The organism is Streptomyces marincola (genome assembly GCF_020410765.1).
In the GTDB taxonomy this organism is placed as follows: Bacteria; Actinomycetota; Actinomycetes; order Streptomycetales; family Streptomycetaceae; genus Streptomyces; species Streptomyces marincola.
Window position 1 is genome coordinate 6,231,377 of the sequence record NZ_CP084541.1, and the last position, 14,626, is coordinate 6,246,002.

General features: G+C 74.5%; 12 protein-coding genes. 2 read left to right on the plus strand and 10 right to left on the minus strand.

Annotated features, from left to right (window positions below):
- Positions 1–41: 41 nt before the first annotated feature.
- The 5 genes from rhaS to LC193_RS27550 all read right to left on the minus strand — a co-directional run bounded on the left by rhaS (position 42) and on the right by LC193_RS27550 (position 6,331).
- Entirely contained in the window at positions 42–1,142 is a 1,101-nt protein-coding gene (gene rhaS / locus LC193_RS27530) for a rhamnose ABC transporter substrate-binding protein (protein ID WP_226078080.1), read from the minus strand.
- Positions 1,142–2,251 carry an ABC transporter permease gene (locus tag LC193_RS27535; RefSeq protein WP_226078081.1) on the minus strand — a complete coding sequence of 370 codons (1,110 nt, stop codon included), beginning with the start codon at positions 2,249–2,251 and terminating at the stop codon, positions 1,142–1,144. The genes rhaS and LC193_RS27535 overlap by 1 nt, the downstream gene beginning before the upstream one ends.
- Positions 2,241–3,326, minus strand: a complete 1,086-nt coding sequence (locus LC193_RS27540; RefSeq protein ID WP_226078082.1) for an ABC transporter permease — start codon at positions 3,324–3,326, stop codon at positions 2,241–2,243. The genes LC193_RS27535 and LC193_RS27540 overlap by 11 nt, the downstream gene beginning before the upstream one ends.
- Entirely contained in the window at positions 3,323–4,840 is a 1,518-nt protein-coding gene (locus tag LC193_RS27545) for a sugar ABC transporter ATP-binding protein (protein WP_226078083.1), read from the minus strand. Before LC193_RS27545 ends, LC193_RS27540 begins: the two co-directional genes overlap by 4 nt.
- Positions 4,841–4,969: 129 nt before the next feature.
- Entirely contained in the window at positions 4,970–6,331 is a 1,362-nt protein-coding gene (locus LC193_RS27550) for a Gfo/Idh/MocA family protein (protein ID WP_226078084.1), read from the minus strand.
- A gap of 217 nt (positions 6,332–6,548) precedes the next feature.
- On the opposite strand from LC193_RS27550, the gene LC193_RS27555 reads away from it, so the two are divergent.
- Both LC193_RS27555 and LC193_RS27560 read left to right on the plus strand, forming a co-directional pair.
- Complete coding sequence (locus LC193_RS27555; protein ID WP_404819565.1) at positions 6,549–7,193, plus strand: TetR/AcrR family transcriptional regulator; 645 nt, start codon at positions 6,549–6,551, stop codon at positions 7,191–7,193.
- A gap of 101 nt (positions 7,194–7,294) precedes the next feature.
- Positions 7,295–8,956: an MDR family MFS transporter gene (locus LC193_RS27560; RefSeq protein WP_226078903.1), complete on the plus strand. Its 1,662-nt coding sequence runs from the start codon at positions 7,295–7,297 to the stop codon at positions 8,954–8,956.
- A gap of 356 nt (positions 8,957–9,312) precedes the next feature.
- Here the strand turns inward: LC193_RS27560 and LC193_RS27565 are convergent, their stop codons facing one another.
- The 5 genes from LC193_RS27565 to LC193_RS27585 form a co-directional block, all read right to left on the minus strand.
- Complete coding sequence (locus tag LC193_RS27565) at positions 9,313–10,317, minus strand: ABC transporter substrate-binding protein (RefSeq protein WP_226078086.1); 1,005 nt, start codon at positions 10,315–10,317, stop codon at positions 9,313–9,315.
- Positions 10,318–10,435: 118 nt separating this feature from the next.
- Positions 10,436–11,209 (minus strand): amino acid ABC transporter ATP-binding protein, encoded by a 774-nt coding sequence (locus LC193_RS27570; RefSeq protein WP_318842194.1) that lies wholly within the window; start codon positions 11,207–11,209, stop codon positions 10,436–10,438.
- A complete protein-coding gene (locus LC193_RS27575) occupies positions 11,206–12,216 on the minus strand; it encodes an amino acid ABC transporter permease (protein WP_226078087.1) in 1,011 nt (336 codons plus the stop codon). The genes LC193_RS27570 and LC193_RS27575 overlap by 4 nt, the downstream gene beginning before the upstream one ends.
- A gap of 28 nt (positions 12,217–12,244) precedes the next feature.
- Positions 12,245–12,829: a GNAT family N-acetyltransferase gene (locus LC193_RS27580; protein ID WP_226078088.1), complete on the minus strand. Its 585-nt coding sequence runs from the start codon at positions 12,827–12,829 to the stop codon at positions 12,245–12,247.
- Between the two features lie 368 nt (positions 12,830–13,197).
- Complete coding sequence (locus tag LC193_RS27585) at positions 13,198–14,370, minus strand: LacI family DNA-binding transcriptional regulator (RefSeq protein WP_226078089.1); 1,173 nt, start codon at positions 14,368–14,370, stop codon at positions 13,198–13,200.
- Between the last annotated feature and the right edge of the window lie 256 nt (positions 14,371–14,626).

Below are 14,626 nucleotides of genomic sequence, written 5' to 3' on the forward strand. Positions count from 1 at the left end.
CCCGGTGTGCCGGCCGGCGGGGCCGGGAGCGGGCCGGCGGGTCAGAACGAGTAGTCGTCGATGTTCTCCTCGGTGAAGACGGTCGGCGGGCCGAGGACGACCGTGCCGTCCGCCTCGATGGTGAACTCGCCGAGATCTCCGGCCGTGAACGTCTCGCCCTCCGCCCCGGTGATCCGCCCCGAGGCCAGGGCCGCGCCCGCCCAGGCGGCGAGGTGGCCCAGGTCGGCCGGGTTCCACAGGGCGAACGCCTCCACGGTGCCGTCCGCCACGAACTCCCGCATCTGGTTCGGCGTGCCGAGCCCCGTGAGCGCCACCTCACCGCGGTACTCCGTGCCCGACAGGTACCGGGCCGCCGCGGCCAGGCCGACCGTGGTGGGCGAGACGATCCCCGCGAGGTCCGGGTAGGAGCGCAGCAGGCCCTGGGTCTCCTGGAAGGACTTCTCGTCCTCGTCGTTGCCGTAGGCGACCGTCACCAGCTCGATCCCCGCGTGCTCCGGCTTCTCCAGTTCCTCCTCCATCAGCGCGATCCACGCGTTCTGGTTGGTGGCGTTGGGGGTGGCGGAGAGCACCGCGATCTGCCCCTCGCCCCCGATCTGCTCGGAGATCAGTTCGACTTGGGTGCGCGCGATGCCCTCGGCCGTCGCCTGGTTGACGAACAGGTCGCGGCACCCCGGGTCGCTGTCCGAGTCGAACGTCACCACGCGTGCGCCCGCCGAACGCGCGCCCTCCAGCGCACCGCACACGGCGCCCGGGTCGTTGGCGGCGATCGCGATGACGTCCGTCTGCTGCTGCGAGAGCGTGTTGATGTAGCTGACCTGCGAGGACGCGCTCGCCTCCGAGGGACCGGTCTCCTTGTACTCGCCGCCGAACTCCTCGACGGCCGCCCGGCCGCCCTCGTTGGCGACCGTGAAATAGGGGTTGTTGACCTGCTTGGGCAGGAAGGCCACGGACAGGCCCTCCTCGATGGGGGCCGAAGGATCGGCGCTCGCCGCCGGATCGGCGGCGCCGGCCTCGTCGTCCTCCTCGCCGCGCGTCGTCCCCGAGCAGGCGGTGGCGAGCAGGGCCGCGCACGCGGCCAGGGCCGTGCCGACGCGCACGCCGGTGCGCGGGCCGACGCGCGGGCGACCAGGGGTCACGGGCATCAGGGGTTCCTTTCGCCGGACGGCGGAGCGGGGGACGGGCGGCGGCCGGGCGCGGGTGCGCCCGGCGCGCCGGGGCCTGACGGGGGCCGCGCGCGCGTGCGCCGGGCGCGAAGGCGCGCCACGGCGTTCGGCGCGACGACCGAGACGATCAGCAGCGATCCGGTGACGATGTCCAACGTGTCCGACGGCACGTCGGCCAGTTGCAGCGCGTTGCGCAGGGCGCCGAGCAGGAGCACGCCGGCGCACACGCCGAGCAGCGTGCCCCGGCCGCCGAAGATCGACACGCCGCCGAGCAGGACGGCGGCGACGACCGCGAGTTCGAGCCCCTCGCCGTTGTCGGCCCGCGCGCTGGCGTACCGCAGCGTCCAGTACACGCCGGCCAGTCCTGACACCGCGCCGCAGGCCACGAACAGCCAGAACTTGTGGCGGCGCACGGCGACGCCGGAGAAACGCGCGGCCTCGGCGTTGCTGCCCAGCGCGAACAGCTCCCGGCCGAACGGCGTCGCGTGCAGCACCACGCCGAAACCGGCCGCGAGCAGCGCCGTCGCCACCATCGCCCACGGCAGCGCGCCGCCTGGCACCGTCGAGATGGCGGCGTCGGTCCAGTCGCCGGGGAAGTCCGCGACCGCCCGGTCGCCGAGCACCACGAACGCCAGCCCGCGGTAGGCCGCGAGGGTGCCGATCGTGACGGCGAGCGAGGGCAGCCCGAACCCGGTCACGAACAGGCCGTTGACCGCGCCGAGCACCGCGCCCAGGGCGACCGCCGCCGGCACGATCAGTTCGAGGGGCCAGCCGGACAGCCACAGCTGCCCCATCACGGCACTGCACAGGCCCAGGGTGCTCGCCACCGAGAGGTCGATCTCGCCGGTGACGACGATCAGCGTCACCGGCAGCGCGACCAGGCCGATCGCGACCGCGTCGAGCAGCAGGAACTCCGCGTTGCGGCCCGTGGCGAAGCCGTCGACGAGCAGGGCGGCGCCCACGACCACCGCGACCAGGGCGAGCACCACGGCCGTGTCCCAGCGGCGCAGCAGCGCGCCGGCCCTCCCGCCCCCGGCCCCCGCGGCGCGCGGGTCCCGCGGTCGCGCCCGGAGCGTGTCATGCGCCATGGTTCCCCGCCTTCCTCCCGGTGCCGCGGCCCCCGGCCCCCGCGGTGCTGTCCGCCCGCTCGGGCGGCGGTCCCGCGCGGCCCCGCGCCCGCGCCGCGCCCGCGGCGGTCCGCGCCGCGAGCAGCCGGTCGAGACCGATCGCGGCCAGGATCAGGGCGCCCACGACGGCCTGCTGCCAGAACGGGTCGACCCGCAGCACCGCGAGCGAGCTGCCGATGGTGGTCAGCAGCAGCGCGCCAAGCGCCGCGCCCCAGGCGGTGCCGCTGCCGCCGAAGATCGCCACGCCGCCGACCACCACGGCGGCCACGACCTGGAGTTCGAGGCCGGTGCCCGCGGTGGCGTCCACCGTTCCGTACCTGGCCGCGTACAGCACCCCGGCCAGGCCGGCCAGCGAACCGCTCACGAGGAACGCGGTGAACACCCTGCGGCCCACCGGGATTCCGCTGAGCCGTGCGGCGGCCGGCTCGGAGCCGATCGCGTACAGCTCCCGGCCGCTGCGGTAGGACGACAGCCAGGTCGCCACCACGAGCAGCACGGCGGCGGCGAGCAGGGCGAGGACCGGCACGCCGAGCAGGGTCGCGGTGCCCAGGTCGAGGAACGCCCCCGGCATGTCGGCCGCGTTGATCTGGTCGCCCGAGGCCCAGGAGTGGCCGACGCCGCGCAGCACGTAGAGCGTGCCGAGGGTGATGACGAGCGCCGGGACCCGCGCGAGGGCCACCAGGGCGCCGTTGAGCAGGCCGCACAGCGCGCCGATCCCGACGCCGGCCAGCACCGCGAGCGGGATCGGCGTGCCGGGCGCGGAGGCGAACAGCGTGCCGGTCGCGAACGCGGCGAGGCCGAGCACGGACCCCGCGGACAGGTCGATGTTGCGGGTGAGGACCACGACCGTCTGGCCCACCGCGAGGACGATCAGGATCGACGCGCTCAGCAGCACGTCGCGCACGCTCTGCGCGGACAGGAAACGGGAGTTGTCGGCCGCCGTCACCGCGACCAGCAGGACGAGCGCGAGCAGCACGCCCAGTTCGCGCACGGCCCACGCCCGGCGCGTCCCGGCGCCGGCGGCTGCCGCGCTCACGCGCCCGCCGCCCGCCGGCCGGTGGCGGCGAACATGACCGACTCCTCGGTGGCCCGCCGCCCCGGCAGCTCCGCGGTGATCCGCCCCTCGCGCATGACCAGCACGCGGTCGGCCATGCCCAGCACCTCGGGCAGTTCCGAGGACACCATGAGCACGGCCATGCCCTCGGCGGCGAGCCGGGACATGATCCGGTGCACCTCGGCCTTGGTGCCGACGTCGATGCCGCGGGTGGGCTCGTCGAGGATGAGGACGCGCGGCGCGGTCGCCAGCCACTTCGCGAGCACCAGCTTCTGCTGGTTGCCGCCGGAGAGGGTGCCTACGGGGTCGCCGAGTCCGCCGTACCGCACGCGCAGCCGCTCCGCCCACGCGGCGGCGGCCCGCCGTTCGCCGCGTCCTGTCAGCAGGCCGCGTCCGGCCAGCGGGCGCAGCCGGGTGAGCGTGGCGTTGCGCTCCACCGACATCTCCATCACCAGGCCCTGCTGGCGCCGGTCCTCGGGCACCAGGGCGACGCCGCGGGCCATGGCCGCCGCGGGGGAGCCGGGCGGCAGGGGCGTTCCGCCGACCCGTACCTCGCCGCGGTCGTAGCGGTCCACGCCGAAGACGGCGCGCACCACCTCGCTGCGGCCCGCCCCGACGAGTCCCGCGAGCGCGACGATCTCCCCGGCCCTGACGGCCAGGTCGATGTCCCGGAACGCCCCCGCCCTGGTGAGCCCGGCCACGTCGAGCACGACGTCGCCCGGCGTCACGTCCTCCTTGGGGAAGAGCGCGGAGACCTCACGGCCCACCATGCCGCGCACGATGTCGTCGACGGTGACGTCGGCGACGCGCTCGGTGGCCACCCGGGCGCCGTCGCGCAGCACGGTGATGTCGTCGCACAGGGCGAAGATCTCGTCGAAGCGGTGGGAGATGAACAGGACGGCGGCGCCCTGCCGGGTCAGCTCCCCGACGACGGAGAAGAGGCGCCGCGCCTCGACGCCGGACAGCGCGGCGGTCGGCTCGTCCATGACGAACACCCGCGCGCGCAGGGACAGGGCCTTGGCGATCTCGACGAGTTGCTGGTCGGCGATGGACAGGCCGCGGGCCTGGCGGCCGGGGTCGACGGCGAAGCCGAGCCGGGCGGACAGGCCGTCGGCCGCCTCGCGCATCGCGCGGCGGTCGATGCGGCCGAGGCGGCCGGTGGGCTGCCGGCCCATGAAGATGTTCTCGGCCACCGACAGGTCGGGGAACAGGGTGGGTTCCTGATGGATGACGGCGATCCCGGCCGCCTGGGCGGCGGCCGGGCCGTCGAGGACGACGGGGCGGCCGTCGAGGTCGATGCCGCCGCTGTCGGGCCGGTGGACGCCGGCGAGCATCTTGACGATGGTCGACTTGCCGGCGCCGTTCTCGCCCGCCAGGGCGTGCACGCGCCCGGCGTGCAGGGCGAGGGAGACGCCCTTGACGGCGGCCACGGGGCCGAAGGACTTGGTGACCTCACGGAGTCGGAGCAGCGGTGATAAGGCGGCGGGGCCGGTCAATGGCACTCCTCTTCCCCATGTCTTCCACGGGCGTGCGGGACCGTTCATGAAACGATTCAAAACCGTGCCGAGGAACATAGGGGCGAACTGAGGAAGCGTCAAGGGGGTGCGACGGCCCCGCCGTTTCGGCTACTTCTCGCCGAGGCCCAGGTCGGGAATGAGGACCGGGAGGCCCGTTTCCAGTGAGCGGTTGCCCGCGATCCCGACGGACACCGCCCGCAGCCCGTCCGTCACGTCCGCGGCCCGGCCCAGCGGGTCCGGCGGCACCCGGTGGAACAGCGCCCGGTACAACTGCGCGTCACCGCCCCCGTGCCCGCCCTCGGCCGGCGGGATCGGGATCTCGCGGGCGGCCTCCCAGTGGCGCTGGAGCACCAGCCGCTCGCCGTCGGCCCTGGCGTCGCCCGCCGCGCCCTCCGTCCGCCCGGTGACGCTCGGGTCGACGGCCGCGGGGCGGTCCGCCTCCGTGAGCACGGCGGCCCGCTCCACCACCTCAAGCTCCGCGCGCCCCTCGGTGCCGTTGACCGCGACGCGGTACCCCTCCCACGGGCTGTGGGCGTTGAGCGCGTAGGTCAGCGTCGGGCCGCCCGCGTAGTCGACGACGAGCGAGAGGTTGTCCTCGATGGTGATGCCGGGGCCGAAGACGTCGCGGTCGCGCAGGTACCCGTCGTGGTGCTCGGCCTCCAGGTAGAGGCGGCGCAACGCCTCGTCGGTGCGCAGATCGAGCAGGAACGGGTCGCCGCCGCCGTGATCGGTGGTGCCGCGCTCCGGCCGGGGGCCGAGGCCCCGGCGGGCGGCGGCCTCGGCCCCGTAGAAGCGCAGGCCCCCGGAGGCGAACACCCGGTGCGGGGTGTCGTCGATCCACCAGTTGACGAGGTCGAAGTGGTGCGACGCCTTGTGGACGAGCAGGCCGCCCGAGTTCTGCTTCTCCCGGTGCCAGCGGCGGAAGTAGTCGGCGCCGTGCTGGGTGTCGAGCACCCACTCGAACTGGACGCCCGTGACCTCGCCGACGGCTCCGGAGGCGATCAGCTCCCGCAGCGCGCTGTTCCTCGGGGAGTACCGGTAGTTGAACGTGACGACCAGGTCGCGCCCCGTCTCCCGCAGGGCCTCGGTGATGCGGCGGGTGCCCTCGGCGTCGGTGGTGAGGGGCTTCTCCGTGATCACGTCGGCGCCGGCGCGCAGGGCCCGCGCGATGACGTCGGCGTGGGTGTGGTCGGGTGCGGTCACCACGACGCGGTCGACCCGCTGCTCGGTGATCATCCGCTCCACGTCGTCCGCGCCGTACCGGGCCGGTCCCGCCGCCCCGGTGCCGAGGTCGCGGATGAGGTCCTCGTAGTAGTCGAGCCGCGCCGGGTTCGGGTCGAGGAGCGCGACGAGTTCCGCGACGTCCCGGTGGTCACGGCACAGGGCGCGCACGTAGTCACGGCCACGGCTCCCGGTGCCGATGAGCGCGTAACGGCGGTGGGCGCCGTCCGTCGGTGTCGGCTTGGCCAACGCACTGTCCTTTCTGGGTGCTGCTCGGTGATGACTGGCATCCGCGGGAGGATGCTGTCGCACTCTATGGAGGATCCCGTGCGCTGGTGAAGTATCGTGCGTGCTTCTGTTTGTTCTTGAGCGGCCCCGCGTGCCCCGCCTGCCCCCGTGTGACTCTTTTCTCGGAATCACCGGACCCCGGGAAAAAGATTTTGCATGCTCTGCATTTTTTCATACCCTGCAATGCGTGAAGGGTGCGGAAGCTCCGGTGGGGCTCAGGGAGCGGAAGAAGCGGGCGACGCGTGCGGCGCTCGCGGAGGCCGCGGTGCGGCTCGCCGCCGAGCACGGGATCGAGAACGTGACCGTGGAGGCCATCAGCGACGCCGCTGACGTCTCGCCCCGGACCTTCTTCAACTACTTCGACAGCCGGGACGACGCCTTCGTCATGATCGACAGCGATGTCGGGGCGCGCATCCGGCGGGCGGTGCTCGGCGCACCGCCGGGGCTCGACCCCCTGACGGTGGTCCACGACGCCTTCGCCGCGGAACTGGCGGATGTCGAGGGCCGGCAGGAGGTGTGGGATCTGCGGGCCGAGGTGCTGAAGCAGGCTCCGCACCTCATGGTCCGAACGCTCGGGGCCCACATGGAGGACGAGCTCATCCTCGCCCGGGCCATCGCCAAGCGGCTCGACCCGGACGCGCCCGAGCCGGAGCAGCCGGGTCTCTACCCGCGCCTGGTGGCGGCGGTCGCCGGGACCGCCGTCCGCATCTCGATGCAGCACTGGGGCGTGGGCGGTACCTCCGACCCGTTCCCCGTTGTCTTCCGGAGAGTGTTCGCGCACCTGGCCGCCGGGCTGCCGGCGCCGACCCACGGCGACCGCTGACGTTCGCCGCGGGCCCGCGGACCGCTTCTCCTCCCCCCGCACAGCACACGAAGAAGGACGTTGTGACCACAACAGAGGTGCCGGAAAGCGCGCCGCCGGCCATGACAGAACGCCAGATACTCCAGGCCATGTCCGGTCTCATGGCCGGCATGTTCGTCGCCATCCTGGCGGGCACCGTGGTGGCGAACGCGCTGCCGCGCATCATCACCGACCTCGGTGCGACCCAGTCCTCCTACACCTGGGTCGTCACCTCCGAGCTGCTGGCGATGACCGCCACCGTCCCGCTCTGGGGCAAGCTCTCCGACCTGTACAACAAGAAACTCCTGCTCCAGGCGTCGCTCGCGCTGTTCGTGGTCGGCTCGCTCGTGGCCGGCTTCTCGCAGAACATCGAGGTGCTGATCCTCAGCCGCGTCGTCCAGGGCATCGGCGCGGGCGGCCTGACCGCACTGGTCCAGGTCGTCATGGCGGCCGTCATCCCGCCGCGCCGGCTCGGCAAGTACGCCGGCATCTTCGGCTCGGTCTTCGCCGTCGGCACCGTCGCGGGCCCGCTGATCGGCGGCCTGATGGTCGACACCTCGTGGCTCGGCTGGCGCTGGTGCTTCTTCATCGGCGTGCCCTTCGCCGTCGCGGCGATCTTCCTGCTCCAGCGCACCCTGTCGCTGCCCACCATCAGGCGGGACGTCAAGATCGACTACCTGGGCGCGTTCCTCATCGTGGCGGGCGTGTGCGCCCTGCTGATCTGGACCTCGCTCGCGGGCAACGAGTTCGACTGGGCCTCGTGGCAGACCGCCGCGCTGACCAGCACCGGCGCGCTGCTGATCGTGGCCGCGGTGTTCGTGGAGGCCCGGGTCTCCGAGCCGATCATCCCGCTGGACATCTTCCGCAACCGCACGGTCGCGCTCACCACGGTGGCCAGCTTCTTCGTGGGTCTGGCGATGTTCGGCGGCACGGTCTTCCTCTCGCAGTACTTCCAGGTGGCGCTCGGCAAGTCGCCGACCATGGCCGGGCTGATGAGCCTGCCGATGATCGCCGGCCTGCTGGTGTCCTCCACCATCGCGGGCCAGCTGATCACGGCGACCGGCAAGTGGAAGGTCTACCTGGTCGCGGGCGGCATCACGATGACCGCGGGCCTCGGGATGCTCGCGACCATCGACGCGAACACCGGGTTCGGCGTGCTGAGCGTCTACATGGCGCTGCTCGGTATCGGCGTCGGCATGCTGATGCAGAACCTGGTCCTGGCCGCGCAGAACGACGTGCCCGCCGCCGAGCTCGGCGCCGCGACCTCCGTGCTGTCCTTCTTCCGCAGCATGGGCGGCACCGTCGGCACCAGCGTGCTCGGCGCCGTGCTGGCCAACCGGGTCGCCTCCGAGATGTCCGCCAACATGCCGGGCGCCGAGGGCGGCGAGACCGGCGGGGGCGGCGGCCACGGGGCCGTGCCCGACATCTCCACCCTGCCCGATCCCGTGCGGGAGATCGTGGAGAACGCCTACGGCACGGCCACCGCGGAGCTGTTCCTCGTGTCCACGCCGTTCGCGGCTCTCGCGCTGCTCGTCGTGCTCTTCATCAAGGAGAAGCCGCTGAAGACCACCAGCGGCTCGGAGCGGCTCGCCGAGGAGGCCGCGGCCGGGGAGGTCGCGGAACGTGCGGACGGCACCGGCCCGGACGCCCAGGCTCCCGGCTCGGCGCAGACCCTGTCCAAGGGCGCCGCGCCCGGGGACGCGGGGGGCGCCCAGGACGAGACGCCCGTCACCCCGGCACGCTGACGCCGGCCCGGCCGGCCGCCGCGCCCGCCGCCCGGCCTCCCAGGCCCGGGCGGCGGGCGCGGTCGCGCGTGGTCGCGGCGCGCGGCGCGGGCCGCGCTCCGGTGCCGCCCCCCTGGCGCCCCCACGGGGCCGCAGGGTAGCGTCCGACTCGGCCGCGGCCCGCGTTCCGCCCGCCGAGGCCGTCGGGTGCCGCCGCTCCCTCCGGCTGCCCGTCCCCCCGTCCCGCCCGTGTGCGCCTCCGAGGCCGCGGCGCCGCCGGCCATGTGCCGGGTGCCCGCGCGGGTGCCGGGCCGGCGTCCCGGCCGGCCCGGCACCCTTGGGGCAGGCGCGTCCCGCCTCGGCAGGCGAGCCCGCGCTCACTCCTCGGCGCGCGGCAGCCCCGGCGGGTTGACCTCCGACACCTCGACGGCCTCGTCCGCCAGGCCCCACCGGTCGAGCACCTGCCCGTAGGTGCCGTTGTCGATGACGGTGTTCAGCGCTTCGTTCAGGGCCCGCACGAGCCCGTTGTCCTTCTTCGTCGTCGCGGCGATCTCGCCCTGGATCTCCGCCCCCGCGCCGGAGAAGCTGCCGATGATCTCGGTCTCACCGGTGACCGCCGCGTGGTACGCGGCCACCGGATTGGGACCGAAGTAGGCGTCGATGCGCCCGGAGGACAGGGCCAGGTAGTAGTCCGTCGCGTTCTGGAAGTACTTGATGTCGGTGGCGTCGAGGCCGTCCGCCACGTTCTGCTCGCTCCACGACACCAGCAGCTCCTCCTGGTTCGTGCCGGAGCTGACCCCGATCGTGCGGCCCGCCACGTCCCGGGCGCCCTCGACGCGCCAGTCGCCGCCCGCCCTGGCCTCGAAGGCGACGTTGTCCAGCCGGTACGTCGCGAAATCGTACTTGTCCTTGCGCTCCTCGGTGACCGTGATGTTGCTGAATCCGACGTCGTAGCGCCCGCTGTCCAGCCCGACGAACAAGTTGGCCCAGTCGACGGTGTGGTAGCGGACCTCAAGTCCCAGCACGTCACCGACCAGCGACGCGATGTCCGTCTCCACGCCGATGACGGTCTCGTCGTCCGTGGCGTAGAACGTCAGCGGCGGCGCGGAGCCGGGGGAGTGGGCCACTTCCAGCGTGCCGCGGTCACGGATCTCCTCGGGCAGCAGCGCGGCGACGGCGTCCACGCGTTCGGTGCCGATCCGGTCCTGGTCGGGCCCGAGGTGGACGCCCGTCCCCTCGCCCGCGGCGCCCGCGGGGGCCGGGCCGCCGCCCCCGTCCGCCCCGGGACCGGCGCACGCGGTGAGGGCGAGCGCGACGGCCAGCCAGGACGCGAGGGCGGGCAAGCGGCGGCGGGCGGCGGGACGGGGGCGATGGCGGCGCACGCGAGGTCCTTTCCTTCCGGCCGGGTGACCGGCACGGGTGAACGGGAGGATGGGCGAACGGGGGAGCGGGAACGACGGGTGACCGCCGTGGGCGGAGCGCGCGGGGGCGGCGGCCCGCTCAGAGCACCTTGGACAGGAACGCCCGGGTGCGCGGGTTGGCGGGCCGGTCGAGCACCTGCCGCGGGGAGCCGCGTTCGACGATCAGGCCCTCGTCCATGAACACGACGGTGTCGGCGACCTCGCGCGCGAAGGCGACCTCGTGGGTGACGACGATCATCGTCGTGCCGGCGCGGGCCAGGTCCCTGATGACGTCGAGCACTTCACCGACCAGTTCGGGGTCGAGCGCCGACGTGGGCTCGTCGAACAGCAGCACCTTGGGCCGCAGCGCCAGCGCCCTGGCGATCGCGACCCGCTGCTGCTGGCCGCCGGACAGCTGCCTCGGGTAGGCGTCCGCCCGGTCCGCCAGGCCCACCCGGTCGAGCAGCCGGCCGGCGAGCGCGGCGGCTTCGGCGCGCGGGAGCCGCAGCGCGGAGACGGGAGCCTCGACGAGATTGCCGAGAACGGTCAGGTGCGGGAAGAGGTGGAAATCCTGGAACACGAAGCCGATCCGCGCCCGCTGCCGCAGCACCTCGCGCTCCCGCAGCTCCCGCAGCCGGTCGCCGGCGCGCCGGTACCCGATCAGCTCGCCGTCGATCCGCACGAAGCCGCGGTCGGGCCGCTCCAGGTGGTTGATGCCGCGCAGCAGGGTCGACTTCCCAGAACCGGACGGCCCGAGCACCGCGGCCACCTCCCCGGCGCGCACGGCGAGGTCGATGCCCCGCAGCACGTGCCGCGCGCCGAACGACTTGTGCAGCCCCCGGACGTCGACCATCGTCCGCCGCCCGCCGCTCATGTCCGCCCCCCGGTGGCCGCCCCGGCCCGCGCGGCCGTCAGCGGCCGGGCGGACCGCAACCGGGCCCGCAGCCGTTGCAGAGGGGTGGGCGGCGCGGTGCGCTCGGCGCCGCGCGCGAAGTGCCGTTCGACGTAGTACTGGGCGACGGACAGCACCGTGGTGAGCACGATGTACCAGACGGTCGCGACCATCAGCAGCGGCACGACGCGGCCGTTGCGCCCGTAGATCACCTGCACCTGGTAGAACAGCTCGCCGATCGCCATGACCGAGACGATCGACGTGCCCTTGAACAGGGAGATGATCTCGTTCGCCGCGTTCGGCAGGATGCCGCGCATGGCCTGCGGCAGCACGATCCGGCGCAGTTGGCGCAGCCGCGGTATGCCGAGGGCCGCGGCGGCCTCCGTCTGCCCCCGGTCCACCGACAGCACGCCGCCGCGCACGATCTCGGCGGCGTAGGCGGCCTGGTGCAGCGCGAGCCCGATGACCGCCGCGGTCATGGCGCCGATCAGGTGCAGCGTCTCGAACTCCCAGAACACAGGGCCGAAGGGGATGCCGAAGCCGATCTCCCGGTACAGGTAGGCCAGGTTGAACCAGAACAGCAGCTGCACGATCAGCGGGATCGACCGGAACGCCCACACGTAGGTCCAGGCCACCGTGCGCAGCACCGGGCTGCGGGAGAGCCGCATGCAGGCGAGGACCACGCCGAGGGCGAAGCCGAGGACCGTGCCGTACAGCGTGAGCTGGACCGTCAGCCACACGGCCTTGAGGACCGTCTCCGCCGTCAGGTAGGCGAAGAACGTGTCCCAGTCCCAGCCCGGGTTGGTGGCCAGGCCGTGCGCGAACTGGCCGAGCAGCACCAGGACGGCGGCGCCGGCCACCCACCGCCCGTAGTGCCGGGCCGGCACGATCCGCAGCCCGGCCAGTTCGTCGGCCTCGCCCGGCGTTCCGGTCGCCGGCGGATCGGGTGGGTGGCGCAGGGCCTCGCCCGGCGCTGACGCGATGTCCATGGTCTCGGGCCTTTCGGTCGCGTCCTGGTCACCGGCGCCCGCGACCGCCGGGGCTCGCCCCGGCGGTCGCGGGCGCGGTGGCGCGGGGCGTGGGCGGGGTGAGGTGCTTCTCGAAGGGCAGCAGGTCGATGCCCGCCGGGTCGGCCGCGGTGTCGAACAGCGGTGTGTAGCCGGCCGCCAGGTACAGCCCCGCGGCCTCCGGCTGCCGCGGCCCGGTGGTCAGCCGCACGCGCCGGTAGCCGCGTGCGGCGGCGTCCCGCTCCAGCTCGGCCACCACGCGCCGGGCGAGTCCGCGGCGGCGGTGCGCGGAGTGGGTCCAGATCCGCTTCAGCTCGGCGGTGTCCTCGTCGTACCTGCGGTAGGCGCCGCCGGCGACGGCCGCGCCGTCCAGGACGAGGAGCAGCAGGACGCCGTGCGGCGGCGCGAACTCGGCGTCGGGATAGCGGGTCATCTCGCGCAGCGCGGCGCTGCCGTAGCGGGAGACGTACTCCCTGCCGAGTTCGCGCAGCAGCGGGGCCGCGACGGGGTCGGAGACGCGGGCCCGCACGACCCGCACGCCACCGGGGGCGGGGGGTGCGGCGGGCGGGGGAGTGGGAGGTGTCGGCGCGGTCATACCTGGTCGTACCCGGCCTTTCCTGCGGGGGAGGTGGAAGGTGTCGGGGCAGGGGAACGCGGCGTCCGGCGCGCGTCGCGGGACGGCCGGGGCGCGGGTGGGCGTGCGCGGGCGTGCGAAGGGCGTGGACGGCGCGTTCCGCGCGGGGAAGCGGGGAGCGGGCGGCGCCGGCATACGCCGGGCGTGCGCACGCGCGCACCGGAAGGGGCGCGGCGGCTCGGAAAGCGCGGGGAGGCGCGGGCCGCGGTGCTACCGGGTCAGACGCGACACGAGGCCGACCACACCCGACCGAAGTCGATGTGGCCGCGCGTGACCAAAGGCAACTCGACGCTCACGTCGAACAGTTGAGCATCACGTGTGCGCCCGCGTCAACGGGTGCGACCGGGCGCGGCGTTGCGCCGCTGCCCCTTCCCCGCGGTTCCCGCCCCGTGCCGCCCTTCCGCCCCGTCCCCGGCGGCGCCGTCCGCGCCCGCGGGTGCCGGAGCCAGCGGGCCGCGGCTGTGTCCTTCGCCGTACCGCACGGCCCTGGTGGACACCACCCTCCGGCGCGGCGGCTGCCGCCGGCCCGGCGCCCCGCCCATCCGGTCGAGCAGCAACCGGCCCGCCTGGCGGCCGAGTTCGCCGCTGTCGCAGATCTGGACGGTCAGCGGCAGCCCGAGCGTGTCCGCCAGCTCGAAGTCGTCGAACCCGGCCAGCACCGTGCGGGCGCCCACCGCCCGCACCGCGCGGAACGCCCCGACGGTGTACCGCTCGCCGCAGCAGAACAGGGCGCTCGGCGGCTCGGGGAGGGCCAGCAGCTCCGCCGCGGCCCGTTCCGCCGCCCCGGCCCCCTCCCGCCGCACCAGCTCATCGGAGAGCGGCAGCCCCGCGGAACGGAGCGCGGTCCTGTGGCCGCGCAGGCGTTCCGCGCCGCTCCACACATCCGGCCGGGGACCCAGGAAGCCGATCCGCCGGTGCCCGAGCGCCAGCAGCCGCTCGGTGGCCTCCTTGGCCCCGCCGTAGTCGTCGATCACCACGTGGTCCGCCTCGAAACCCGCGGGCGGGCCGCCCGCGCACACCACGGGAACGCCCCGCGCGGCGACGGCGGACAGGTGCTCCTGGCGCGGCCCCGCGGGCATCACGACGATGCCGTCCGCGCGGCCCGCGAGGTCGGCCACGAGCCCGCGTTCGCGCTCCCGGTCCCGTCGGCTGTCACCGATGAGGATGCGCAGCCCGTGCCGGCGCACGGCCGCGTCCACGCCGGAGGCGAGGCGCGAGGCGAACGGATCGGTCACGTCGGTGACGACCACGCCCACGAGACCCGTGCCGCGGTCCGCCGCCCCGGAGCGGGCGGCAGGGTCCGCCCCGGCCGCGGCGGGCGGCTCGGGGTCGGACAGGTAGGCCAGTTCCGCGACCGCGGCGAGTACCCGTTCCCTGGTGCCAGGCAGGACCCGCGGGTCGTCGCGCAGGACCCGGGTGACGGTCATCGGGCTCACCGCGGCGCGTTCCGCGACCGCCATGAGGCCCGGCCGGCCGGCCCCCTGTCCTGACCCGTGCGGCATCGTGCCCGGCGGTCCCTTCTGTGGTCGCGGCGCCGGCCCGGCGGCGCGCCGCGATCCGGCCTCCACCGGAGCGGAGCCGACCGCCGTCCGCCGATCGGACGGCCTGTGATGACGGACCCTAGGCCGACGGACGGGGACCTGCCAAGGCCGCGCGCGATCACGTTCGCGCCCGCGGCCGGCCCGGGGCGAACGGGCGAACGGCGGGTGTCCTCGCGGTGCCCGGTCGGTGACGTCGGGGCGAACGGCCCGGCTCCCG

Excerpts from the sequence above, each read along its gene's own strand:
- rhaS (WP_226078080.1), bottom strand. The coding sequence starts at position 1,142 with ATGCCCGTGACCCCTGGTCGCCCGCGCGTCGGCCCGCGCACCGGCGTG.
- LC193_RS27535 (WP_226078081.1), bottom strand. The coding sequence starts at position 2,251 with ATGGCGCATGACACGCTCCGGGCGCGACCGCGGGACCCGCGCGCCGCG.
- LC193_RS27560 (WP_226078903.1), top strand. The coding sequence starts at position 7,295 with ATGACAGAACGCCAGATACTCCAGGCCATGTCCGGTCTCATGGCCGGC.
- LC193_RS27570 (WP_318842194.1), bottom strand. The coding sequence starts at position 11,209 with ATGAGCGGCGGGCGGCGGACGATGGTCGACGTCCGGGGGCTGCACAAG.
- LC193_RS27575 (WP_226078087.1), bottom strand. The coding sequence starts at position 12,216 with ATGGACATCGCGTCAGCGCCGGGCGAGGCCCTGCGCCACCCACCCGAT.
- LC193_RS27580 (WP_226078088.1), bottom strand. The coding sequence starts at position 12,829 with ATGACCGCGCCGACACCTCCCACTCCCCCGCCCGCCGCACCCCCCGCC.
- LC193_RS27585 (WP_226078089.1), bottom strand. The coding sequence starts at position 14,370 with ATGCCGCACGGGTCAGGACAGGGGGCCGGCCGGCCGGGCCTCATGGCG.